The sequence below is a fragment of the Enterococcus sp. AMC1157 genome (genome assembly GCF_058216555.1).
Genome location: NZ_CM177099.1, coordinates 1,102,967 through 1,127,400, shown reverse-complemented (window position 1 = coordinate 1,127,400; position 24,434 = coordinate 1,102,967). Strand labels below are relative to the sequence as shown.

Annotated in this window: 20 protein-coding genes; 14 read left to right on the top strand and 6 right to left on the bottom strand. The window is 37.3% G+C overall.

Annotated elements, in window-relative coordinates; genetic code table 11:
* Positions 1-66: 66 nt before the first annotated feature.
* The 4 genes from AC4BBX_RS05540 to AC4BBX_RS05525 all read right to left on the bottom strand — a co-directional run bounded on the left by AC4BBX_RS05540 (position 67) and on the right by AC4BBX_RS05525 (position 5,017).
* Positions 67-1,083, bottom strand: a complete 1,017-nt coding sequence (locus tag AC4BBX_RS05540) for a branched-chain amino acid aminotransferase (protein WP_490455447.1) — start codon at positions 1,081-1,083, stop codon at positions 67-69.
* A gap of 698 nt (positions 1,084-1,781) precedes the next feature.
* Positions 1,782-2,597 carry a TPM domain-containing protein gene (locus AC4BBX_RS05535; protein WP_490455446.1) on the bottom strand — a complete coding sequence of 272 codons (816 nt, stop codon included), beginning with the start codon at positions 2,595-2,597 and terminating at the stop codon, positions 1,782-1,784.
* Positions 2,594-3,700: a TFIIB-type zinc ribbon-containing protein gene (locus AC4BBX_RS05530; protein WP_490455445.1), complete on the bottom strand. Its 1,107-nt coding sequence runs from the start codon at positions 3,698-3,700 to the stop codon at positions 2,594-2,596. The genes AC4BBX_RS05535 and AC4BBX_RS05530 overlap by 4 nt, the downstream gene beginning before the upstream one ends.
* Before the next feature lie 99 nt (positions 3,701-3,799).
* Positions 3,800-5,017, bottom strand: coding sequence for an SPFH domain-containing protein (locus tag AC4BBX_RS05525; RefSeq protein ID WP_490455444.1), 1,218 nt, complete (start codon positions 5,015-5,017; stop codon positions 3,800-3,802).
* A 178-nt stretch (positions 5,018-5,195) separates the two neighbouring features.
* On the opposite strand from AC4BBX_RS05525, the gene dnaX reads away from it, so the two are divergent.
* From dnaX to dinB, 10 genes are all read left to right on the top strand, one after another.
* Entirely contained in the window at positions 5,196-6,929 is a 1,734-nt protein-coding gene (gene dnaX, locus AC4BBX_RS05520) for a DNA polymerase III subunit gamma/tau (protein WP_490455443.1), read from the top strand.
* 16 nt (positions 6,930-6,945) lie between these two features.
* The gene (locus tag AC4BBX_RS05515) at positions 6,946-7,260 is read left to right on the top strand and encodes a YbaB/EbfC family nucleoid-associated protein (RefSeq protein ID WP_490455769.1); all 315 of its coding nucleotides are present in this window, start codon (positions 6,946-6,948) and stop codon (positions 7,258-7,260) included.
* Between the two features lie 51 nt (positions 7,261-7,311).
* A complete protein-coding gene (gene recR / locus AC4BBX_RS05510; RefSeq protein WP_490455442.1) occupies positions 7,312-7,908 on the top strand; it encodes a recombination mediator RecR in 597 nt (198 codons plus the stop codon).
* A gap of 28 nt (positions 7,909-7,936) precedes the next feature.
* Positions 7,937-8,575 (top strand): dTMP kinase, encoded by a 639-nt coding sequence (gene tmk, locus AC4BBX_RS05505; protein ID WP_490455441.1) that lies wholly within the window; start codon positions 7,937-7,939, stop codon positions 8,573-8,575.
* Positions 8,576-8,614: 39 nt separating this feature from the next.
* The gene (gene darA / locus AC4BBX_RS05500; RefSeq protein ID WP_490455440.1) at positions 8,615-8,944 is read left to right on the top strand and encodes a cyclic di-AMP receptor DarA; all 330 of its coding nucleotides are present in this window, start codon (positions 8,615-8,617) and stop codon (positions 8,942-8,944) included.
* A gap of 319 nt (positions 8,945-9,263) precedes the next feature.
* Complete coding sequence (gene holB, locus AC4BBX_RS05495; protein WP_490455439.1) at positions 9,264-10,199, top strand: DNA polymerase III subunit delta'; 936 nt, start codon at positions 9,264-9,266, stop codon at positions 10,197-10,199.
* Positions 10,200-10,223: 24 nt separating this feature from the next.
* Entirely contained in the window at positions 10,224-11,054 is an 831-nt protein-coding gene (locus tag AC4BBX_RS05490) for a PSP1 domain-containing protein (protein ID WP_490455438.1), read from the top strand.
* The gene (locus AC4BBX_RS05485) at positions 11,047-11,391 is read left to right on the top strand and encodes a DNA replication initiation control protein YabA (protein WP_490455768.1); all 345 of its coding nucleotides are present in this window, start codon (positions 11,047-11,049) and stop codon (positions 11,389-11,391) included. The genes AC4BBX_RS05490 and AC4BBX_RS05485 overlap by 8 nt, the downstream gene beginning before the upstream one ends.
* Before the next feature lie 299 nt (positions 11,392-11,690).
* The gene (gene rsmI / locus AC4BBX_RS05480; RefSeq protein WP_490455437.1) at positions 11,691-12,554 is read left to right on the top strand and encodes a 16S rRNA (cytidine(1402)-2'-O)-methyltransferase; all 864 of its coding nucleotides are present in this window, start codon (positions 11,691-11,693) and stop codon (positions 12,552-12,554) included.
* Positions 12,555-13,870: 1,316 nt separating this feature from the next.
* The gene (dinB, locus tag AC4BBX_RS05475; protein WP_490455436.1) at positions 13,871-15,004 is read left to right on the top strand and encodes a DNA polymerase IV; all 1,134 of its coding nucleotides are present in this window, start codon (positions 13,871-13,873) and stop codon (positions 15,002-15,004) included.
* Positions 15,005-15,211: 207 nt separating this feature from the next.
* Here dinB and nrdG read toward each other — a convergent pair whose 3' ends face one another.
* Both nrdG and nrdD read right to left on the bottom strand, forming a co-directional pair.
* Positions 15,212-15,814, bottom strand: a complete 603-nt coding sequence (gene nrdG, locus AC4BBX_RS05470; protein ID WP_490455435.1) for an anaerobic ribonucleoside-triphosphate reductase activating protein — start codon at positions 15,812-15,814, stop codon at positions 15,212-15,214.
* 19 nt (positions 15,815-15,833) lie between these two features.
* Positions 15,834-18,023, bottom strand: a complete 2,190-nt coding sequence (gene nrdD / locus AC4BBX_RS05465) for an anaerobic ribonucleoside-triphosphate reductase (RefSeq protein ID WP_490455434.1) — start codon at positions 18,021-18,023, stop codon at positions 15,834-15,836.
* A 316-nt stretch (positions 18,024-18,339) separates the two neighbouring features.
* Between nrdD and AC4BBX_RS05460 the strand changes: the two genes are divergently transcribed.
* The 4 genes from AC4BBX_RS05460 (at position 18,340) to AC4BBX_RS05445 (ending at position 24,088) form a co-directional block, all read left to right on the top strand.
* On the top strand, positions 18,340-19,107 hold the full coding sequence (locus tag AC4BBX_RS05460; protein WP_490455433.1) for an ABC transporter ATP-binding protein: 768 nt from the start codon (positions 18,340-18,342) through the stop codon (positions 19,105-19,107).
* Positions 19,097-21,154, top strand: coding sequence for an FtsX-like permease family protein (locus AC4BBX_RS05455; RefSeq protein ID WP_490455432.1), 2,058 nt, complete (start codon positions 19,097-19,099; stop codon positions 21,152-21,154). Before AC4BBX_RS05460 ends, AC4BBX_RS05455 begins: the two co-directional genes overlap by 11 nt.
* A gap of 113 nt (positions 21,155-21,267) precedes the next feature.
* Positions 21,268-22,692, top strand: coding sequence for an ISLre2 family transposase (locus AC4BBX_RS05450; RefSeq protein WP_490453691.1), 1,425 nt, complete (start codon positions 21,268-21,270; stop codon positions 22,690-22,692).
* 313 nt (positions 22,693-23,005) lie between these two features.
* Complete coding sequence (locus AC4BBX_RS05445) at positions 23,006-24,088, top strand: M42 family metallopeptidase (protein ID WP_490455431.1); 1,083 nt, start codon at positions 23,006-23,008, stop codon at positions 24,086-24,088.
* The last annotated feature ends 346 nt before the right edge of the window (positions 24,089-24,434 follow it).

Here is a 24,434-nt window from a genome sequence, read left to right as displayed (position 1 = left end):
AAAAAAGCACCGATGAAATGACTATTTTCATCGGTGCTACTTATTTATTTGTTTATTCGAATATTTTTAAACTCCCGCGTCAAAAATCCAACCTTCTGGTGCCGGACGATCGCCATATTGAATGCCGACTAATTCATCATACAATTCTTTAGTGACTGGTCCAACTTCCGTTTCGCTGTAAAATACATGGAAAGTGTATTTTGTTTGAATACCCCCGATCGGAGAAATAACAGCCGCTGTTCCACAAGCACCGGCTTCGGTAAATTTATCCAAGTCATTGATGTAGACATCTCCTTCGATAGCTTTCAATCCAAGAGTATGCTCAGCCAAATGTAATAAAGAATATTTCGTAATACTTGGTAAAATAGACGGTGATTTTGGTGTGATAAACTCATTGTCTTTGGTAATACCAAAGAAGTTTGCCGAACCGACTTCTTCAATTTTTGTATGTGTTTCAGGATCTAAATAAATACAATCTGAAAAGTTTTTCTCATGAGCTTCTTCGCCAGGAAGTAAACTTGCTGCGTAGTTTCCGCCAACTTTAGCTGCTCCAGTTCCATTGGGTGCTGCTCGGTCATAATCCGAAACGATAAAGTTGGTTGGCGTTAAACCACCTTTGAAATAAGGACCAACTGGCATACAGAATACAGTAAAAATAAATTCTGCAGCAGGTTTTACTCCAATTGTATCGCCTACACCAATCAATAGTGGGCGAACATATAATGTAGCTCCAGTTCCATAAGGAGGGACAAAATCTTTATTTGCTTTAACGACCGCTTTCACTGCGTCAATAAACATATCTTCAGGAACTAATGGCATTCGAAGACGAGTCGCACTACGATTTAATCGTTTGCTGTTTTCGTCCACACGGAATAAGTTCACGCCACCGTCTTTACGACCATAAGCTTTCAAGCCTTCAAAACATTGCTGACCATAATGAAGAGCAGGAGAGGACTCGCTGATATGCAAGACATTATCTTCAGTTATTTCTGCTTCACCCCATGCGCCATCTTTCCATTTTGCTAAATAGCGGAAGGGTGTTTTCATATATTCAAAACCTAAATTATTCCAATCAATACTCATAAGAATGCACTCCTTTTAGCTGTTTCTACTGATCTAACACCGTCTTTTGTAGAAATAACCCCTTTTTATTTTTTAGCTAGTATATCACTAAATTAAATTATTGTCATTATTCTGAAAATTTTCTAAATTTATTTCTGAAAGAAGGATATTTTCCTTTTTTATTATTTTTTTAGGAATAGATTAGGAGGGATAGGAGTGTAAGGCCACCTTGTGTGAGAAAACGAAACGATGGAATAGTCCACTGTTCGAAAATAGGAGAAATTCAAACGGTGGAAAGTTCCACTGTTCGAAAATAGGAGAAATTCAAACGGTGGAAAGTTCCATTGTTCGAAAATAGGAGAAATTCAAACGGTGGAAAGTTCCACTGTTCGAAAATAGGAAAAATTCAAACGGTGGCGAGTTCCACTGTTCAAAAATAGGAGAAATTCAAACGGTGGCGAGTTCCACTGTTCGAAAATAGGAGAAATTCAAACGGTGGAAAGTTCCACTGTTCGAAAATAGGAGAAATTCAAACGGTGGCGAGTTCCACTGTTCGAAAATAGGAGAAATTCAAACGGTGGAAAGTTCCACTGTTCGAAAAAACGGATAAACTCGAACCTAGGTCCAAAAGCTCCTGTTTAAAAACTCTCTATAGTAACACTCATCGAGCCGAAATTAGCTAGCAAAGCAAAAAAACTCTTCGAAATAAATCGAAGAGTTTAAAATTTTCTTCCGCCACCGCCAAAAGTACCGCCACCGCTTGAACGAGTGGTGCTTCCACCACCAGAACGACCGCCTCCACCACCGCCGCCGCTTGATGTATTCCTAGGAATACGACGAGTGCGAACGAATGAATTAACTAAACGATCTTCTTTGCGTAAGACGTTAAAAGAAGTATTTCTTGTAGAATCATACTTAAAGGTGCCAGAAGTCATTTGATATCTGGATTTGATAAAAAAGAAAATTCCCAAGCTGATAGCTGCTGCAATAATCAGAGCAATGGCTATCTCTACCATTGTCAGTACTTTATAATAGGTAATTTTTCCAGTATCACGGTCAATCCGATAATGTCCTTTAGGTACACCCTCATCAATATAATTAGAGACACCGACCAGATAACTGCGAGCGGCTTGTCCGTAATTTTGAGTGGACATGCCGTCATAAACATCATCTAATAAGGATTCAATCCGTCGATCATTTAAATAATCAATCATATTTCCAGAAGTGGCAATGAAGATTTCTCTTTGTCGCATATCCAATAACAATAAAGAACCATTATTGTCATTGCCAATTCGGTCACGCAATAAGTTATCTGCATGCGTTTCAGGTTTGATTCGATTTGTGTCTGTTGTGACAATAAATACTTCACCTTTTATTTTTTCATTGATTGTCTGAGCGAGCTCATTGAAGCTTTCAATTTCTTCGGCAGTAAATAATTCAGCCTCATCAACGACTGTTTGAGTAGCTCCATAGACAGGTGTAGCTAAAAGAAAAAATCCAAAGAAAAGTAGGAGGGGAGTCATTAATTTTTTCATATCAAATACCCCACAATCATAAAGAGAATTGCCAAGATAGCGAAGATACCACCCGTAGCTAAGCCAAGTTTTTTGTAACTGATTGGTAAAATACCACTGACTTTTCCAGTCTGACCATTCATTGCATAATAAAAAAATTTATCTGACTGTTCGTCATTTCGATAAGTCACTAACCAAACAGGAAGTAACATATATTGATTGTCCTCGTTTGTAATATTGACATGGCGAAGTTTTCGATTAAAACTGGTGTAGCCATTGATTGAGTTACGTAGCATAGTTTCACCATAGTTAGAAATTTCTGATTGGACATTTTTCTGAATTTTTTGGTATTCAATGTCACGTTTCTCCGCTTGAAAGCCTGCCAAATATTGATTTTTAAAAGGAACGGCTTTACCTAGCGGAAAAGGTTGGACACTTTCTACCATTTTTTGTTGCGTATTTTTGGATAAGGCATTTTTTACCAAATCTCGAAACTTCATAGTTCCTCCACGAAGAACATCATAAATTTTGGTTTCTGTATATTCGATATCGCCGACACGCCATACACGAATGGAAGTTCCTGTCCCACTGATTTCGGCATCGGCATCGGCTTCTACCACCCAGTAGGGGAAATAGACACCGGTTAATTTTTCAATCTGTGCTTCATCAAAGAAATCTTTGGGAACAAACCATTTTTTCTGAACCCACTCTAAAAATTGTTTAGTAGCTGCTTCTTTTTCAATCGAGAAGGGCAACACTTTATTAGGTAAAAATTTCCCACTCAACCTTCCAGTCAACACCACAGGATTATGACAGAAATAACAATAAGTCGCAGCTGTTGTAGCGTCAGTTACAATCTCGGCGCCACAACTAGGACAAGTGAATAAATCCATTTCCCCAACATCGTCGTCCTCATCTGAAAGTTCGCTACGAGCTGTTTCTTCAGGCTGATTATCTGTCGGCGCATCCGAACTCATTCTGGCTTCTTTTTGATTTGCTTCATAGAGGGAGACTTCTTCTTCTGTAAACACACTTCCACAATAGGGACAGTGGAACTTCTGATCGCTAGGATCAAAAGTTAGCGCACCATCACAATTGGGACATTTATGTGTAATAACATCCATACCAACAACACCTCCGTTACAAAATTAAGACCAATGATTAGTAATTATTTTCTTATCAGATAATGAAACTAAAAATGATAACAAAATCTAATTAGAAAATTAAATTGGCACTCCTTGGAATGGTTTGCCACATTCAGGACAGAATTTTGGTACACCATTAGACAAGTCTACGACTGCATCACAGGCTGAACATTTCATTTTGATGCTTGGACCACTTGCGGATGGTTTCGCTGTTCCACAATTACTGCAGAATTTCCCTGTGTTTTCTGTGTCACACTCAGGACATACCCAAGTATCAGCAGATGATTTTGCTTGCTGTTGCATTTGTTGTTGGTTCGATTGAGAAGCAGCACCCATAAAATTACCGCCTGCATTCATGCCAACACCCATCCCCATAAAGCTTTGTGCCGCACCACCAGGATTGCTACCAGCAGATTCTAAGCCTTTGGCGATTGAACCTTGAACGTACCCTTCACGAATATTAGCATCCCCTAACATCGCTCCTTGATTACGCATGTTAATTAATTTAACAGAATCATCAGTATAAGAAATATTTGATACAGCGACTGAAACGACTTCAATACCTCGTAATTCCCGCCAGCTTTCGTCCAATACATTCCCCATATATTTACTTAATTCCATGCTCTTAGAAGGAACATAAGAAATTCTTTCGCCGTCAGCAGACATTTTATTGATGGTTGCTTGTAAAGCGGTTAAGAATTCTTGTAAGTATTGTTCATTAATATCGTTAATTTCTACTTGTGTTTTATTTTTTGGAATTGCATTGGTGTAGAATAAAATTGGATCTGTCACTTTAATTGAGTAAGTTCCGTGAGTTCTTAGGAACAACTCGGCATTGTAAAAATTATCAAAATAATTTAGGGGAGAAGAGGTACCGAAACGAATCCCTTTAATTTCTTGTAAGTTAATGTAAAAAATTTGTTGTTTTTGTGGAGTTACGCCGCCAAATTTGAAACGGTCAAAGGTTTCAGCAATCGCTGCCTTTAAAGATCCATTGAACATGGAAGGCGCAGAGTTATTTTTAACTGTGTAATAGCCTTCTTCTGCTGTGTAATCAATGACACGTCCACCGTCAACGAGTAGCATCATCATGTTTGGATAAACATGAACCACTGAACCGTCAGTAATTACATCATCGGTTCCTTTGCGGTTGGAGCCACGTTTGCTATCCTGACGAACTTTTACCCCTTTCGTCATTACGGTTGTATCGCTCATATCATTTGGTTCAATAACCTCTAACCATTGGTCTGCTAATCCACCACCAACTGTACTTGTAGCTGCTTTAATTAATCCCATGATGAGTTCCTCCTTTGATAATAAAAAATCTTTACGAATAAATTATAACACAAAAGAATCATTTTCTTGTATCGGACCATAGTCGTAGAAAAAGAGAGAAGTTCCGTTAAGTTGGTAGTTTTTTTTCGTAATATTGCGTATAATATAAGATAGCGAATTTTGAAAAGAGGTGGCAAGTTTGGCATATCAAGCACTATACCGTGTATGGCGTTCTCAACGATTTGAAGATGTAGTTGGACAACAGGCAATTACCCAAACCTTAAAAAACGCAATCATTCAAAAACAGATTTCTCATGCCTATTTGTTTACAGGACCTAGAGGAACTGGGAAAACCAGTGCAGCAAAAATTCTTGCCAAAGCAGTCAACTGTCCCAATAGTCAAGATGGCGAACCTTGTAATGAGTGTGAAATGTGTCGGTCAATTACTGCAGGTAGCCAAGAAGATGTGATTGAGATTGATGCAGCGAGTAATAATGGCGTAGAAGAAATCCGTTTTATCCGTGATCGAGCGAACTATGCACCCACTCAAGCAACTTACAAAGTCTATATTATTGACGAGGTTCATATGCTTTCAACTGGAGCTTTTAATGCCCTTTTGAAAACCTTAGAAGAACCGCGAAAAAATGTGATTTTTATTTTAGCGACAACGGAACCCCATAAGATTCCTGCAACGATTATTTCAAGAACTCAACGTTTTGATTTTAAACGAATTCGAACAGAAGATATTGTTGAGCATTTAAAACATATTTTGCAAGAAATCAATGTCAATTTTGAAGAACAAGCGATTCGAGTAATTGCTCGCGCGGCTGAAGGTGGCATGCGGGATGCTTTAAGTATTTTGGACCAGGCAATTTCTTTTAGTGATGGAACAATTACCATGGAAAATGCCATGGAAGTCACGGGTAGTTTGACCTTTGAAATGATGGATCAGTTTATGCAAAACTGCCAAGAAAAAAATGTCGCTAATGGATTAGAATTGTTAGCAGAAATGTTGGCTTCAGGAAAAGAAGCACGTAGACTGTTGGAAAATTTATTGGTTTATTGCCGAGATTTATTAGTATTTCAGCAAGCTCCTCGTTTACTCAGTGAAAAAACAGGTCAGTTAACGGAAGGCTTCCAAAATTTAGCAAAAACAGCTTCTCCTGAACAAATTTATCAATGGATTGATACGCTAAATGATACACAAAATGATGTTCGTTTTACGACGAATCCAACGATTTATTTAGAAGTGGCGACAGTTAAATTGGCAAGTACGACGAGTCCACAATTAGCTTTAGCATCAACAGAAGTGGCGGATAGTCAGGAAGTTCAAGAGTTAAGACGTGAATTGCAAGGTTTACGTCAAGAAATCCAGCAATTAAAACAAACGGGTGTGGCTGCTAGACCGACCAATCAAACCAGTTCAGCAAATAATACAGTAGCTAAACGAAAAGGTACCATGGGGTATCGAGTTCCACGGGAGCGAGTTTTCCAAGTGCTAAAAGAAGCTACGAGGGAACATTTGACGAATACTAAACAGGTGTGGGATGATTTGTTAGACAGTTTGTCTGCCACTCAAAAAGCGATGTTGCGTGCCAGTGAACCTAAAGCTGCTAGTCCTAGTGGTTTGGTAATTGCTTTTGATTATGAAATTATTTGTCAACGCGCAGCCAATGACCCAGATTTTTCATTGGCGGTCCAGAATAATTTGAGTCGAATGATTGCTGATTATGCACCTGATCCGATTTTTATTCCAGCGGATAGTTGGCCAGAGTTACGAAAAGAATTTGTCTCTGGTAACCAAGAAGAAGCAACAGAAGTTTTTGAGGAAGATGAGGAAATCAGTTTACTTCCAGAAGAGCCTCAAGACGACTCGGTTGTGACAAAAGCCCAAGAGTTGTTTGGCGAATTAATTAAAATAGAAGAAAATTAGAATGGAGCGATTTGATATGATGCGAGGCATGGGAAATATGCAAGGCATGATGAAACAAATGCAAAAGATGCAAAAAGATATGACAAAAGCCCAAGAGGCATTAAATGTAACAGAATTTGTGGGTGAATCTACAAACGGTTATGTGAAAGTAACTGCTACAGGAGACCGTAAAATCAAAGATGTAGTGATTGCACCAGATATTATTGACCCAGAAGATCCAGAAATGTTGCAAGACTTAGTCTTAATGGCTGTTAATGATGTGTTAACAAAAGTAGAAAAAGAATCGGAAGCTTCTTTAGGAAAATATACTAAAGGCTTACCAGGATTCTAATACCTACTCCACTGAAAAAGTGGTGTGATGGAAGAAAAGGAGTCTTGTAGAGTGCAATATCCAGAACCGATTGCAAGATTGATTGCAAGTTATATGACCTTACCGGGAATTGGTCAAAAGACAGCGACTCGTTTAGCTTTTCATACGATTGATATGAAAGATGAAGTTGTTAATGAGTTTGCCAAATCCTTGCTAAGTGTTAAGCGAGATTTAACTTTTTGCAGTGTCTGTGGTAACATTACTGAAAATGATCCTTGTGATATTTGTTCGGATACGACACGTGATCGCGGGACCATCTTAGTGGTGGAAGAACCTAAAGATGTAATGGCACTAGAAAAAATGCGAGAATATCATGGTTTGTATCATGTGTTACACGGTGTACTTTCTCCAATGGAAGGTACGGGGCCAGAAGATATTAATATCCCAAGTTTAATTCAACGTTTGCACGATGCCGAAGTACAAGAAGTAATTTTAGCAACTAATGCAACAACAGAAGGGGAAGCTACCGCAATGTATCTTTCACGATTGATTAAACCAGCCGGAATCAAAGTCACTCGACTAGCCCATGGCTTATCTGTCGGCAGTGATATTGAATATGCCGATGAAATTACACTTTTAAAAGCAGTCGAAGGCCGACGAGAATTGTAAAATTTAGAAAGCAATGGAGGAAATTCAAGTGAGTGGAATTTTCATAACAATAGAGGGACCGGATGGAGCTGGAAAAACAAGTGTCATTAATGAACTGTATCCCCGTCTACAATTAATTGCCCAAAAAGGCATTATTAAAACAAGAGAACCTGGTGGGGTGAGAATTTCTGAGAAAATTCGTTCAATTATTCTAGATCCTAGCCATACTGAAATGGATGAACGAACAGAAGCATTATTGTATGCTGCCGCACGTCGTCAACATTTAGTAGAAGTTATTTTACCTGCATTAAATGCTGGTAAAATTGTAATCTGTGATCGATTCGTGGATAGTTCTTTAGCTTACCAAGGAGCAGGTCGTCGCATCGGTATGAAAGATATTGCTGAGATTAACGAATTTGCAACAGAAGGGACCACACCTGATTTTACGTTATACTTAGATGTGGATTCAGATACAGGATTACGAAGAATTCAACAAAATCGGACCAATCAGGTTGACCGATTGGACTCTGAAGGGTTAGAATTTCATCAAAGGGTACGCCACGCTTATCTAAAACTAGCAGAAGAACATCCCCTTCGTATTCATCGAGTGGATGCTCGGATGAGTTTGCAAGATGTGGTGGAGGCAAGTTATTCTGCCATTGTAGAAGCTTATCCTCAGTACTTTTAAAATATACAAGAACTTAAAAAAATTAAGGAGCTGGAAAACATGAAACTTATTATGGCAATTGTTCAAGACAAAGATAGTAACCGATTAGCAAATGAGTTTATTGATGCGAATATTCGTGCAACAAAACTTTCTTCTACAGGTGGTTTTCTGAAAGCGGGGAACAGTACATTCATTATCGGTATCGAGGATGAGCGTGTGGAAGAAGCATTGGGATTAATCAAAAAAACTTGCCAATCCAGAAAACAATATGTTTCAACTCCAATGACATTGGATGTTTCCATCGATGGACAAGTTCCTTATCCATTAGAAGTTGAAGTAGGTGGTTCAACAGTGTTTGTGCTACCAGTTGAAGGGTTTCATCAATACTAATGACAGACTCACTATGCCAGTTCCGCTTACTAGGAACTTCAAACTAGCGGTATGGTATGCGCACTGAGAATAAGATTCAAATTTTCGGACTTTGAAAATTTGATCACATTAAAACGAAGTAGCACCTGGAACTCCAAGCTAGTGGAATGGTATACGGCATTTCAATAGACCTAGAATTTGCCAGTCCTACTTACCAGGAACACCAAGCTAGTAGGATGGTATGCGTGAAGAGAATAGAATTTAAATTTTCGGTTTTTAGAAAATTTAATTACATTAATTCGAAGTAGCTTATACTTTATTAGAAATAAGGAGGAGCGTTATGGAGGAAGGAAAATTTCTAATTGAATACCAACCTCTTGTCTACTCTCAAATGAAAAAAAATGTTGAGCATGAGCGTTTAGCTCATGCTTATCTTTTTGAAGGAGATAGTGGGACAGGCAAATATGAAATGAGTACTTGGTTAGCTAAGTCTCTTTTTTGTGAAGCTCCAGAAAATGGAAGTCCATGTGACCACTGTATTAACTGTCTACGAATTGATATGGATGAGCATCCCAACGTAAGAAGAATCGCTCCTGATGGACAGACGATTAAGGTCGATCAAATTCGCCAATTGCAAGCAGAATTTTCAAAAAGTGGTTTTGAAACTCGTCAACAGGTGTTTATCATTCAACAAGCAGAAAAGATGAACGTCAGCGCTGCCAATAGTTTGTTGAAATTTTTGGAAGAGCCTGCAGGTAGTTTTTTAGCTATTTTGGAAACCGATGCGTTGGGACGAATTTTGCCAACGATTCAATCGCGATGTCAGGTCATTCATTTTACGCCATTATCTAAAGAAAAATTACAAGAACGACTGCAAAATGAAGGGATTTCAAAGCAAACAGCAGAACTTCTTTCTAGTCTAACAAATAGTTATGATAAAGCAGTTGAAATCTCACAAGATGAATGGTTTAATGGTGCTAAGGATATCGTTTTGAAATGGTTTGAATCTCTACAAAAAAAAGATCCACAAAGCTTTGTTTTTGTTCAAAAGAGTCTCTTAGCAATTGCTAAAGAAAAAACACAGCAACGTCAGATTTTTGCTATACTCTTATTTTATTTTCAAAGAGAACGAAATCGAGAAGTGTTGCAACATCAAAATGTGACAGAGATCAATCGAGAATTAGAACTTATTTTGCAAGCCCAGCAAAAGCTAGATGCAAATGTTGCTTTTCAAGGAGTTGCGGAACAGTTTGTCTTACGAATCATTCATAAATGAAATCCAGCAGAAAGGAGGAGACACATGGTTAAAGTAGTGGGTATTCGTTACCGTCAAGCAGGGCGAATCTATTATTTTTCTCCCGGTGAAACTGAACTTTTATATAATGATAAGGTCTTGGTGGAATCCCAACAAGCCAAATATATAGCAACTGTCGCCATTCCAAACAAAGAAATGGCTGCAGAAGATGTGCCAGATGATTTGAAACCAATTCTACATAAGGCGACTACGGCAGAATTGCAACAAGATGAAAAAAATAAGCAAGATGCCAAAGAAGCACTACGTATTGGAAAACAAAAAATCCGTGAACACAATTTGGAAATGAAAGTGGTCGATGTAGAGTATACTTTTGATCGCAGTAAAATGATTTTTCAATTTACTGCTGATGGACGGATTGATTTTCGTGAATTAGTTAAAGATTTGGCAGGAATTTTCCGCACACGAATTGAGTTACGTCAAATTGGTGTTAGAGACGAAGCTAAAATTTTGGGAGGAATTGGCCCTTGTGGACGACAATTATGTTGCTCCACTTTCTTAGGAGACTTTGTGCCTGTATCAATCAAAATGGCTAAAGATCAAGGATTGTCATTAAATCCAACCAAAATTTCTGGTTTATGTGGTCGTTTGATGTGTTGCTTAAACTATGAAAACGATGAATACGAAGCAGCCAAACGCGAGTTGCCTGATTTCGGCACTGAAGTAGTTACCCCAGATGGTAAAGGTCGCGTTATCGGGTTGAATATGTTGAGTCGTATTATTAAAGTACGGTTATTCGGTAAAGAAACACCAGTTGAATATGATCAGGAAGAATTACAAGAAGCTGCTAAAGCAGGTGATGCGAATGCCAATGGATAAACGTTCTTTATACGATGGTTTAAATGATTTTGAAAGTGATTTAAAACAATTACTAGATAATCTAGCAGAAATGAAAACTTCTTTACAAGAAATGGTTGAGAAGAATGCCACTTTAGAGCTAGAAAATCAACGCTTACGAGATCATATTCGTGAACTAAATCAAGATGCAACACCGTCAGGGAAAGTCAAACAAGAACTATCCCAATCACGGATTAATTTAGAAAAAATCTATGTTGAAGGATTTCACGTTTGCTATGATTCATACGGCTCTAGAAGAGAGTTTGATGAAGAATGTGCCTTTTGCTTAGAAGTTATCTACCGTGGAAGTGACAATTAAGCAAAAAGACTGGTCGACTTTGATCCAGTCTTTTTTTACTTAACCGATTGTTTGAGGTCTCAATTTGGGAAAATGGAACTCAAGAGCAGCCCACTGTTCGAAAAAAGCGAAAAATCAAACGGTGGCGAGCTCCACTGTTTGAAAAAAGCGAAAAATCAAACGGTGGCGAGCTCCACTGTTCGAAAAAAACGAAAAATCGAATGATGGCGAGCTCCACTGTTCGAAAAAGAGTAAAAAATCGAACAGAAGTCCATCTTTACTCTAAAATATAAGTTTATGGAAGAAAGGAGGAACACAATATGCAAAAACAACGAAGCTATAAAGATCAAGTGTTTGGAACTTTGTACTTGGTTCCCACACCAATTGGAAATTTGGAAGATATGACTTTTCGGAGTGTAAAAACATTGCAAGAAGCGGACATTATTGCCAGTGAAGACACTAGAAATACCCAAAAATTGCTCAATCATTTTGAGATTTCCGTTCCTCAGCGTAGTTTACACGAGCACAATTACAAAGAACGAATTCCGCAGCTGATTAACTTGTTAAAAGAGGGAAAAAATATTGCTCAAGTAAGTGATGCAGGAATGCCATCGATTAGTGATCCAGGGCATGAGTTAGTAGTTGCTTGTATTGAAGAAGAAATTTCTGTTGTTGCACTTCCGGGTCCGACCGCAGGATTAACGGCACTAATTGCTTCTGGTTTGGTCCCGCAACCCAATTATTTTTATGGATTTTTACAGCGAAAAAAGAAAAATCAAATGGAAGAATTAACGGATTTGGCCTACCAAAAAGCGACGATGATTTTTTATGAATCACCCTATCGATTAAAAGCAACAATTGAAAATATGATGGAAGTTTTTGGCGATAAACGACAAGCCGTTATTTGTCGAGAGCTGACAAAAATTCATGAAGAATATCTTAGAGGAACGTTGGCAGAACTTCGCGATTATTTAGAAGAAACAGTTGTTAAAGGGGAGTGTTGTTTAATGGTAGAGGGGACAAGTGAAGAAGCTCCTATAGAAGAAGAACTAGGAACTTTGTTGGAACAAGTTGAATCGCTAATTGCTAGTGGCGAAAAACCTAATACTGCTATTAAAGAAGTAGCCAAAAGAAATGGCTTAAAAAAACAAGTTGTCTACAACGAATTTCATGGAATTCAGTAATTGGTTTAGCAATGATTGCCCTTGTAGGATATGGATATGTTTCAAAAAAACGTAGCCGTTAATTCCTAAAATCAAAAAACAAGCTGTCGTTAAAAAGATGACAGCTTGTTTTTGTAAGTGGTAAACTAAAAATATTTAGACCGCTTCTCTCGATTGTTATCATTCAATCGAGGGAAGTTTTTTTCATAGAGAATGTTAACCAAACTTGACCAATAGAGGATGAGCCAAAGAATTTATATAAAAAAATATGAAATAGATTAATTAAAATTTCTAAAATAAACATGAGTTTTTTCAATGGATTTGGATTTTTTTGCGTAATTATTATTGAGGAGAAAAAATATAAGATTTACTGTCATTCAAGTGCAGATGTTGTGAGGCTTTGGTACTACCGCCACCACCAGATCGCGAATTCTAGAAATCGTTGGTCGAGGAGGGAGTGCCAATGAAAAACAATGGTAACGGGAAAGGTTACATTCTTAAATATAATGTTGCAAAATATTATAGTGATTCTGACACTAGTTAATCTAATGCTAGGGATTGCGAGCAAAATAAAAGACTTAAAGGAATAATCCTTTAAGTCTACCCCATACCATTGCCGAAGCAATATGAGCAAGAAGTGATACCAACACTGTCTTGCCTGCACTTGTATTATAGCAAGTTTATCAAATAAGTTCAAGATGAGGGTGTGTCTATAAACAGTGTAAATTTATTTTTCTGTTACTATTCACGGCAGATCTGACGCTCCACTACGAGAGATTCATGCTTAGGTCAGCCCGGAACCGCTCCAAGCCATTAGTCTTGGAGCTTTCAAGTTTCACACGCCCAGTAACCAATCAATTGGCAACTGTGCGTAGTTCACATTGAATTCTTGACGTGGCGACAACGCAAGCCTCTCTCAACGTTTACGCTGAATCTTGATTGACAGTAATCTATTACACTCATTGCTATCATTATTTTTACTGTATGTCAGCACTTGATTAGTTAACCTACAGAAATGTTAAAAGCTATCTAGCGTAACGGAACAACGAAAGCTGCGCAGTCACCGTGAAAAGGGAGCCAATGTGAACTATTGTAACTTAGCGCTTAAGCGATTAGTTACAGTTTGAAGCTTGGCAGACTGGAGACTACGGGCTCCAGTTGGTCCCACGGTCGACAAAAGTAGAATTCGTTGTGGAGTATAGCGAATGGATTAGAAAGATAACTGTGAATGGTAACATTTTTATACCATTCATTTCCTAAACTTGAAAGAGAACGTTTGTTTGTATTATAATGAATGAGAAGCGTCTCTAAATTATAGGAAATCAGGTGCAGACAAGATGACGGGCTTACAATTCCCTTTAAAAAATGATACTTCCAGAAAAATTATTCATATTGATATGGATGCCTTTTTTGCTTCGGTGGAAGAACGAGATAATCCGGAATTAGCCAAACATCCATTGGTCATTGCACGCCACCCTAGCGATACTGGTGGACGAGGAGTGGTGACAACAGCGAATTATTTGGCTCGTCAATATGGGATTCATTCCGCAATGAGCGCACAAAAAGCATATGAATTATGTCCAAAAGCAATATTTGTTCCTGGAAACCATCAAAAATACCGTGAAGTTTCCACTCAAGTTCGAGAGATTTTTGCTCGTTATACGGATACTATGGAAGTGGTTTCGATTGATGAGGCGTATTTAGATGTGACTGAAAATAAAATTGATAGTAAGTCTGCGATGAAAATTGCTAAATTAATCCAGTATGATGTGTGGCATGAATTAAATCTGACTTGTTCAGCAGGTGTGAGTTACAATAAGTTTTTAGCAAAATTAGCCTCTGATTTTGAAAAACCTAGAGGCTTAACCGTTGTTACACCAGAGACAGCTGTAGATTTTTTGAAAAAACTGCCAATCGAAAAATTTCATGGAGTAGGGAAAAAAACCGTTCCTCGTATGCATGAGTTAGGAATTTTTACTGGAGAAGATTTGTACAATAAATCAGAAGAAGATTTGATGACACATTTTGGAAAGATGGGGTATTCTTTGTATCGCAAGGTTCGAGGAATTCACAATTCTCCTGTCAGTATGGTAAGAGAACGAAAATCAGTTGGAAAAGAACATACTTATGGACAACCATTACACACAGATGATGCCTGCCTAACACAACTTAGAAAACTATCTGAAGAAGTAGAAAATAGTTTAAAACGAACACAAAAACATGGCAAAACAGTGGTTTTAAAAGTTCGTTACACGGACTATTCAACAATTACAAAACGTACCACTTTAAGAGAGTATGTGCATAAAAAAGAAGATATCTTTTCTCAAGCAAGTTTAATTTGGGAAGATATCATGGGTGTGGAAAAAGGGATTCGATTGTTGGGTGTGACGGTGACTAATCTGGACCCACTGACTTATGAGAACATTGTGTTGCCTTTATGGGAAAAAGGAGATCCTTACCCAGAAGAGTAAAACGACTGAATCAATGATTTTTTTTATGTATTCTTTTGTTCATAAAACTGCGTTATTGATTAAAAAAGTGGAACTGCAACATAGTTTAACAAGTATCCAAACAATAGAAGGTTGCTCTCGTGGTCCAAGGATTATCGTCGCAATTTCGTTCGAATATTTTTGTTTTTACTTATATCACAGTTCCTAAATATTATTAAATGTTAGTCACTAAATCAACGCTTGCTTATCTATTTGCTCAAATTGCTCATCAGCATCAATACATTTTTCCCATAAAATAACTTTTTTGGCTTTTAATGATTGTTGCACATCGATAATTCGTTGATTGCTGCTGCCACGAAATTGAAGATTTAGGTCTCGTTTTGCTAATACAAAGCGACCATCGACTAAAATATCAATCATGGAGAGTAGTTCAAGTTTGTCTTCGGTTTCTTGTAACAATTCTTCAAAAGTATAACCAGACCAGCTCCAAATATCTTTGCTAGCTCCAAAAGTTTTCCTTACACGATGAACTAATTGCAAGCAAACTTCTGTATTAAGAAAGGGTTCTCCTCCTAACAGGGTAAGTCCTTGAACGTAATCATGGGATAAATCTTCAATAATTTGATTTTCTAATTCGTTGGTATAAGGTGTACCATAACGAAAATTTTGAATAGCTTTATTAAAACAACCTTCGCAAGCGAATAAACAACCACTGACGTAAATGCTATTACGTACTCCTTCACCATCTACAAACATAAAGGGTTTATAGTCAGCAATTCTTTTTTGACTGTACTCTTCACTACGCCATTCTTTTGGGCTCGGATTCCTCACAGGAGTCATCTCCTAACGATTATTTCATATGTTTAACACGGGCAGAAATTTCTTTGTGACGGCCATGGACCATGGGACGTGCTTGAGGATTTCCTAGATAACCACATGTTCTTTTTACGACATCACAGGTTTTGGGATCGTGATTACCACATTCTGGGCATTCAAAACCTCTTTCAGTTGGATGAAAATCACCTTCAAAACCACATTCGTAGCAGTGATCGATTGGAGTATTTGTACCTAAATACCCAACTCGATCATAGGAATAATCCCAAACAGCTTCCAAGGCTTTAGGGTTTTGTTGCAACATTGGATATTCACAATAGTGGATAAAACCACCACTACAATATTGTGGATAATCTTTTTCAAAATCTAGTTTTTCAAAAGGTGTCGGATTTTTTCTGACGTCGTAGTGGAAACTGTTAGTATAATAATCTTTATCGGTAATGTTTTCTACAAGACCAAATTTTTCAGTATCCAAGCGACAGAAACGATCGGTTAAACTTTCACTAGGTGTTGAATAGACACTAAAATGATAGTCATATTGGTTAGCCCATTGATCAACCCTTCTTTTCATTAAACGAAGGATTTCTAAAGTAAATTCTTTGGCCTCTACATTGTTTTCCCATTCACCACCATAAAAGGCAGAAGCAACTTCGTATAAACCGATGTAACCTAGAGAAATGGTTGCTCGACGATTTCTAAATAATTCATCCACTGCATCTTTTGGTGACAATCGTTTCCCAAAAGCACCATACATATACAAAATAGGAGCATTGGCAGGGGTTGCTTCTTTACAGCGTTCTACACGGTAAACAAGGGCATCTTTAGTAATTTCTAAACGTTCTTCGAATAAAGACCAGAATTTTTCTTTGTCCCCATTGGCTTCAAGAGCAATCCGTGGAAGATTCAAGGTTACAACGCCTAAATTCATCCGTCCTGCATTGACTTCTTGCCCATTGGCATCCTTCCAGCCTTGTAAGAAAGAGCGACATCCCATGGGTACTTTAAAGCTACCAGTTAATTCCACTACTTTGTCGTAATTTAGAATATCTGGATACATCCGTTTGGTCGCACATTCTAAAGCTAATTCTTTAATATCGTAGTTTGGATCTTCCGGAAGAGAATTTAAGCCGCGTTTGATTGAAAAAATCAACTTAGGAAAAATAGCTGTCCGATGCTCACTACCTAATCCGTTGATGCGATTTTGTAAGATTGCTTTTTGAATTTCTCGTTCAAACCAGTTAGCTCCCAGACCAAATCCTAAAGAAGTAAAAGGTGTTTGTCCGTTAGAAGTAAATAAAGTATTGATTTCATATTCCAAGCTTTGCATAGCATCAAAAATATCTTTTTTGGTTTTTTTGCGAGCAAAAGCTTCTTGACGTTCAGTGCCGTCAATCCACTCTTGGGCCTCGGTTAAATGTTTTTGATAATTTTTTTCCGCAAAAGGAGCCAATAGTTCATCCACCCGATCCGCAGAACAACCGCCGTATTGGCTGGAAGCCACATTGGCGATAATTTGGGAAATTTGTGCAGTAGCTGTTTGAATGGATTTGGGTGCTTCAACTTCGGCATTGCCCATTTTGAAACCTTCGTTTAACATCTTTTCAAAATCAATTAAACAACAATTAGTCATTGGTGCATAAGGATGATAATCCAAATCATGATAGTGAATGTCGCCTTTTTGATGGGCGTTCGCCACATGGGGAGGTAACATTTTTAAACCAATTGATTTACCAACAATTCCCGCAGTTAAATCACGTTGGGTATTAAATACATTGCTGTCTTTGTTGGCATTTTCATTGACGACTGTTTGATCTTTATTCATCAATTTTTCAATTGTAAAGTTAATATCTGTCGCTTGACTTCGCTGAAAATCTCGGCGAGTACGGTAATGAATGTATTCCTCTGCTAATTCGTATTCATGGTATTGCAAAAGAGTATGTTCCACAATATTTTGTATTTCGTAGATTTTAATATTGTCAATAAAACGTTCGCTAATTTCTTGGTCTACTTTTTCAACAATATCTAGTAGATGACGCTGATCTAATGGTGAAAGGGTTCCATGAATTTTTTCTTTGGCTTTTGCTAAGGCATCATAGATTTTTTGATCGTCGAATTCAACTAAACGACCGTCCCGCTTGATAACTTTGATATTTGCTAAATGTAAGGTAGAAAAAGATTGCTCATCAGATATCTTTATCTCCATCATGACTACCAACTCCCTTTGTTTATTTCTTTATTATCATAAATCAAATGAAGGACTTTTTCAACTACATATAGACAAATATTTTTAATTATATACAATATATAGTGTTTATGTACATTGTGGTTACTCTGTCAAAAAGCGTGTAAGAACAGTGTTTGTGATTGTTTTATTTTGCACAAAAATACGACAAAAATATTTTTAATAGGTATCTGTTTTTTACGAAGAGTTCAAAAATATGCTAAGATACTAAAGAGTCATACACAGTTTTTTAATGAAAAAATGGCACTTTTAAAATATAAGTTAAATGAGGAAGAGTTCGATGAAAATAATGATTGATGTCAAACATCTGACAAAAACTTTTGGTAGTCGTTTAAATCAGACGAAGGTGCTAGATAATTTATCTTTTACTGTAGATCAAGGCGAATTTGTAGGAATCATGGGACCAAGTGGTGCTGGAAAAACAACTTTAATGAATATCTTATCTTCATTAAATTCTCCCACGATGGGGTCGGTTTATATTGATGGCAAAGATATTACTCGAATGAAAGAAACAGAACTGAGTGACTTTAGACGTCAAAAGATTGGTTTTATTTTTCAGGATTTTAATTTATTAGAAACATTAACGTCTAAAGATAATATTTTGCTTCCATTAGCTATTGATCACTTATCAATTGATGAGATGGATCGACGAGTGAAAAAAGTGGCAAGTTTACTGGGCATCGATCATTTGTTAAACCGTTATCCAGATGAATTATCGATTGGGCAAAAACAACGAGTGACAGCAGCTCGTGCGATGGTGGCTGAACCGCAAGTAATATTTGCAGATGAACCCACCGGCTCGTTAGACTCTAAATCAGCCACAGAATTGTTACGTTATTTAAGTGAAGTTAATTTACATCAAGACACCACAGTGCTGATGGTTACACATGATCCCTTTACTGCCAGCTATTGTAATCGAATATTGTTCATTAAAGACGGTGTATTCTTTTCAGAAGTCGTGCGTCGTGGTTCTCGTAAAGAATTTTTTGAGCAAGTGATCGATATGCAAGCAACAATTGGCGGAGGTGGTCGAAGAAATGCTTTTTAAAATCATTTGGCGCAGTTTTTTGCGTCAAAGAAGAAACTATGTCGTTTATTTTTTATGTATGATGCTTTCCGTTATGATTTTTTATTCATTTAGTGCGATGGCTTATGACCAGCCACTGACTCACAGAGCTCAGCAAGATATTCAAATTGAAGGTGTGTTGACCTTAGGAAATGTTGTCGTAGCAATTGTGGTACTATTTTTTATGTTGAGTGCCAATCGTTTTTTTATTCAACAGCGTCAAAAAGAAATTGGTTTGTATCAGTTGTTTGGAGTAAGAAAATCCCGCATGCTATCTCAGTTAGCCGTGGAAACGACAGTTCTAAATGTGATTTCTCTTGTTGTCGGTATCGTCATGGGTGTCGTTTTTTCTAAATTTTTTGCGATGATTTTGATAAAGGCGATGGATTTGAATATTACGAGTCGTTTCTTTATTTCGTGGCCATCTATTGCGACAACCGCTCTGATATTTTTGTTGGCAGTGTTGTTAATTTCAATTCAAAATACTTGGTTACTTTGGAAAAAACAATTAATTGATTATTTTCAACAAAAAAATTCATTTTCCAGTCATCGCATGCAAATTACTTGGAGTAACTATTTGATTGGTAGTATCAGTTTGATTTTAATCGGTATAGGTTATTATATCGCCATGAATTACCAAGAGGTTACGATGCGTTATATTCAACAAACGGATGATATGTATGCTTTTTTATGGATTCCTTTGTTTATTTTGTCTGCTTGTGTTTTTGGAACGTATTTATTTTTTGGATATGGTATTCAAGTGATTCTTTATTTATCAACAAAATGGCATAAATTCAGTTATCGACAATTACGATTTTTTGTCTTAAATAATACTCGTCAATTAGTTTATAAAAATTGGCGTAACTTCTCATTAATTACGATTATTTTAGCTGTGGCAATTTCAATGATTGGTGGTGCCATTGGTTTATTTGCTGTCAGTTATCGAATAACAGATTTGAATCATCCCAGCGAATTTCAAGTAACAAGTGAACGAACAACTCATTTGGAGCAGTTGTTACAACAAAGTGGAGGAACAATAACTAACCGTTTTGTTTTACCTTTGAAAGTCACTGGCTATTTTTCCATTGAAGAAAATGATTTTTTAGATACAGATACCTTTGAACAAGTCAGATTGATTGATGTGGTTTCTGAATCAGATTATCGTCGTTTGCAGGAATCTTTTTTAGAGTTTCCGGATATTGATATTCAAACGAGTCATGGAGCGATTTTGGTTCAATCGAATTTAAATCTTAATCGAGAACTAACAGAAACTGAAAAAAGAATTGCCTTACCTAATCAACAAGAAGTTTATGTTGAACATAGTTTTCCTAATTTTTTGGGAAATAGTTTGTTACGATACGGCTATCAAACATTAATTGTGAAAGATGAACTATACCAACAACTGGATGGTTTGACCTATTGGATCAATTATCTGTCCGCAGAGGGATACGATGAAGAACGTTTTAATCAGTTGTTATTAAGAGAGTTGCCTCGTGATTGGGGAAATGATGTCAGCTATCAGTATACGTATCAAGATGGAGAGTTAACGGGGGAAATTAAATTAGCCTTAGGCGGAGTATACGTGCCTTCTGTTAATCGCATGAGTCGTTTAAATTACGTTAGTCGGTATCCAGATATTCGTTCCGCCAGAAGACAAGGAGGGATCTTCTTGTATGTTGCCTTGTTTGTAGGAATGATTGTGCTAGTGACAACGACAGGTACTTTGATGGTAAGACAATTTTTTGAAATAAGTAGGGAAAAAGTAAATTATCAGTTGATGCTTCAATTGGGAATTCCCAAAAAAGACTTGCACAAGTCTATGTATCGACAAAACGCATGGGTTTTCTTTCCAACGATGATTGTAGCGATTAGTCATGGGAGTTTTGCAATTAATATGCTAACTAAATTAGTTCAAGAAGCGAATTACTTGGTTGCCTATCTATTTTGTTTTATGACGTTCTTTATTTATACGACTGCCTATCTTTTAACGACGGTTATTAGTTTGCGTATCCTTGAAGAAAAAGAGTAGGTAATCAAAAAACTAAGTGTAAAATATATTGCGGTAGGACTAGAAAAAAAGAAAGAAGACCATTATTCTTAATGTTAGGTTTCGCGGCCTATAACAAAAAGAGGATGGTCTTCATGGATACAATTATAAATGATTTAGTCGCTATTTTAAAGGATGACATGGACAATATTTCAAAAGAAAAACAATTAGGTGCTTATATTCAAAAAACAGTTAAAACAATAGTTGGAGAAGCATTTGAAAGATATGATGAGTCGTTGATTCCAATCATGAAAGAAAAAGGCTATCAAATCGAAAAGAAATTACCACGTACCATTGTGACAACATTTGGAGAAGTTTCACTGACTCGACGTCGGTATATCCAACCTAATCAAGCACCAATCTATCCTCTTGATGAAACCATGGGATGGCAGAAATATGGTCGTTATAGCCTTCTTCTTGTTCGCAATCTAAGTGAATTTGCGACAAAAGTTCCCTACCGTACAGGCGAATTAGCGATTCACTTATTTGCGCCGTTTACCATTAGTCATCAGAAGTTGAACCAACTGGTGAATCAAGCAGGACAAGAATTAAAAAAGCAACAAACTTCAGATGAACGATACATTGAATTGAAACAACTGAAACGCACGCCTAAAGTATTATACATCGAAGGAGATGGGTTTATATTCAAAGGAAAACATAACAAAAGATTAGAAGGACATCGTTTCCAAGTATGCGAAGGCAGTGTGGAAATCGGAAAGAATCGAAAACAGAGAATCTATGCAAAAGATTTTGTTTCATTGGATCGTCTCACCGCGTTAAAGGAAATGATGGAGTATCTAGGCAATATGTATGATTTATCAGAAACGGTCGTATTAAGCAATAGTGATGGTGGTTCAGGTTATGAAAAAGCAGTGTTCGAGGAATTGATAGGCGTATGTAAACGACATGAATTTTTCTTGGATGCGTATCATGTGAATCGAAAAGTGAAAGAACGTTTAGGTTGGTTGAAAGGACTCCAAGCGCCTTTGATGGACGCAATTTGGAAGGAATATGATGACGATAAAATGCACGTCATCATGGATACGGCAGAAAGCTGCTTAGTGGACGAATTGGATACAGTTAAAAATCAAGAGCACGTTCGAAAGTTAAGAAACTATCTTGATCGCCATTGGGAAGCGATATGCCCATTCTATCAACGAAATTTGCCTGAGGGAATAAGTAAAACCATCGGTACCTGCGAAAGCAATCACAGACAGTATACCTACCGAATGAAAGGACAAGGGAAATATTGGACAAACGAAGGTGCCGAAGGAATGCTTCGAATCATTGCCAGCTTGAAGAATCAAGAGTTAGATGAATGGTTTCTTTCAGATTTGTCGCCAAGTCCTTCCTTACCTGAAAAAAGAAAACGAGAACAAGTAGCTGTACGAGTAGCGACTTCTAAAAAATGGAATAAAGGAGAAACTCATATAGGTGCCTATCAGGTAAAAATTGTTGGGAGCGAAAAATCTTCTACAGGAATGAGTAAACTAGCACGAGCTTTTTCAGGACGAGACTAAACAAAGGGTAAAAGAGTGAGGTGGCTTGCGAACACTTGATAATGAGCGTCTTTGGATGACAATGATTCGCCTGGCGCATCTATGGTGAAGCGTTTTTTACGGCAGGCCATCCAAAGACGGAGGCTCGTTGTCAAGTGCACCGGACAAAAGAATAAAATCAAAAATAAGGTTAAACTATCTAACAACAATAATGGTAAAAGATTTCTACCGCAAAACTATTGACACATACATCAAAAAAATACTTTTTCCATACAGGAAGTAGAATGGTATAATTATTTGGTAACTACTTATTACGACGAGGAGCGTTTTTTAGATGTTAAAAAAAGAAGAACAATTGTTAATTGATTTAACTTCTGCTAGAGGAGTTCCAGGAAACGAAGAGGAAGTCCGAGAAGTATTTAAAGAATATGCCAAAGAATATGCCGAAGATATCTTTTTTGATGGTTTAGGCAGCGTGATTGCCAAACATTCCGGTAGTGGTGGCGGACCAAAAGTCTTTATTTCTGGTCATATGGATGAAGTTGGTTTTATGGTAACTAAAATTACTGAAAAAGGATTTATCGAATTTCAAACACTAGGTGGCTGGTGGGGTCAAGTTATGTTGGCCCAACAAGTAGAAATCAAAACCCAAGCTGGCAAAATTATCCACGGGGTAATTGGTTCAAAACCACCACATGTTTTGAGTATGGAAGCTCGTAAAAAACCATATGATGTGAAAGATATGTTTATTGATATTGGTGCTTCTAGTGAAGAAGAAGCGAAATCTTGGGGCATTCGTCCTGGTGATATGGTAACTCCTTATATTGAATATAAACGCATGAACGATAGCAAATTCCTTTTAGCTAAAGCTTGGGATAACCGTATTGGGACAGCTGTTTCTTTACGCGTATTAGAGAACTTGTCTAAAGAAGGTCATCCGAACTGTTTGTTTGCAGGAAGTGATGTTATGGAAGAAGTTGGCTTGCGTGGTGCTAGAACAAGTACGCATTTGGTTAATCCAGATATTGCAATTGCATTGGATACAGGTACCGCTGGAGATACACCAGGAATGACACCGAAAGAAGCAGATTCAGTATTAGGAAAAGGACCGCAAGTGTTAATCTTTGATGCGTCGATGATTCCTCATAAAAAATTATTAAACTTTGTCATTCAAGTGGCGGAAGAGTTAGAGATTCCTTTCCAATATACAGTGATTACTGGTGGGGGGACAGATGCTGGACAAATGCATTTAACTCGTGATGGGGTGCCGTCTGTAGCGATTACTGTGCCAGTGCGTTATCTGCATTCACATACATCAATTATTCATGAAGATGATTACTTTAATACTGTAAAATTAGTGACAGAAGTCGTTCGCCGTTTGGACGATGAAAAAGTCAAAGAACTAAAAAGTTACTAAGAAAATTCAAATGAGTTTTCTTTAATTGCGATAAATAGCCTGATGAAAGTTATGTTTTAAGACATCTTTCATTAGGCTTTTTTTGTTTTAGAAGTTGTTAGATAGTTGATTTGAGTTTGGTATAAAACCTCCAGAATAAACTTCCGAAAACTCCCTTGTTGTGAGAGACCGACGAGAGCCTCGGAGGAGTCTCTTCGTCTGCTGACGTTCAAACACTGATTAAGTGTGCTAACCGCACTAACTCAGAGTAATTCGTTCAGCTCTTTAGCTCACGACAAGGGAATATTCTCCATTTTATTCTTCTGGTTTTTGATAAAAATTGTTTCTTTAGTCAGATAGAAAAATA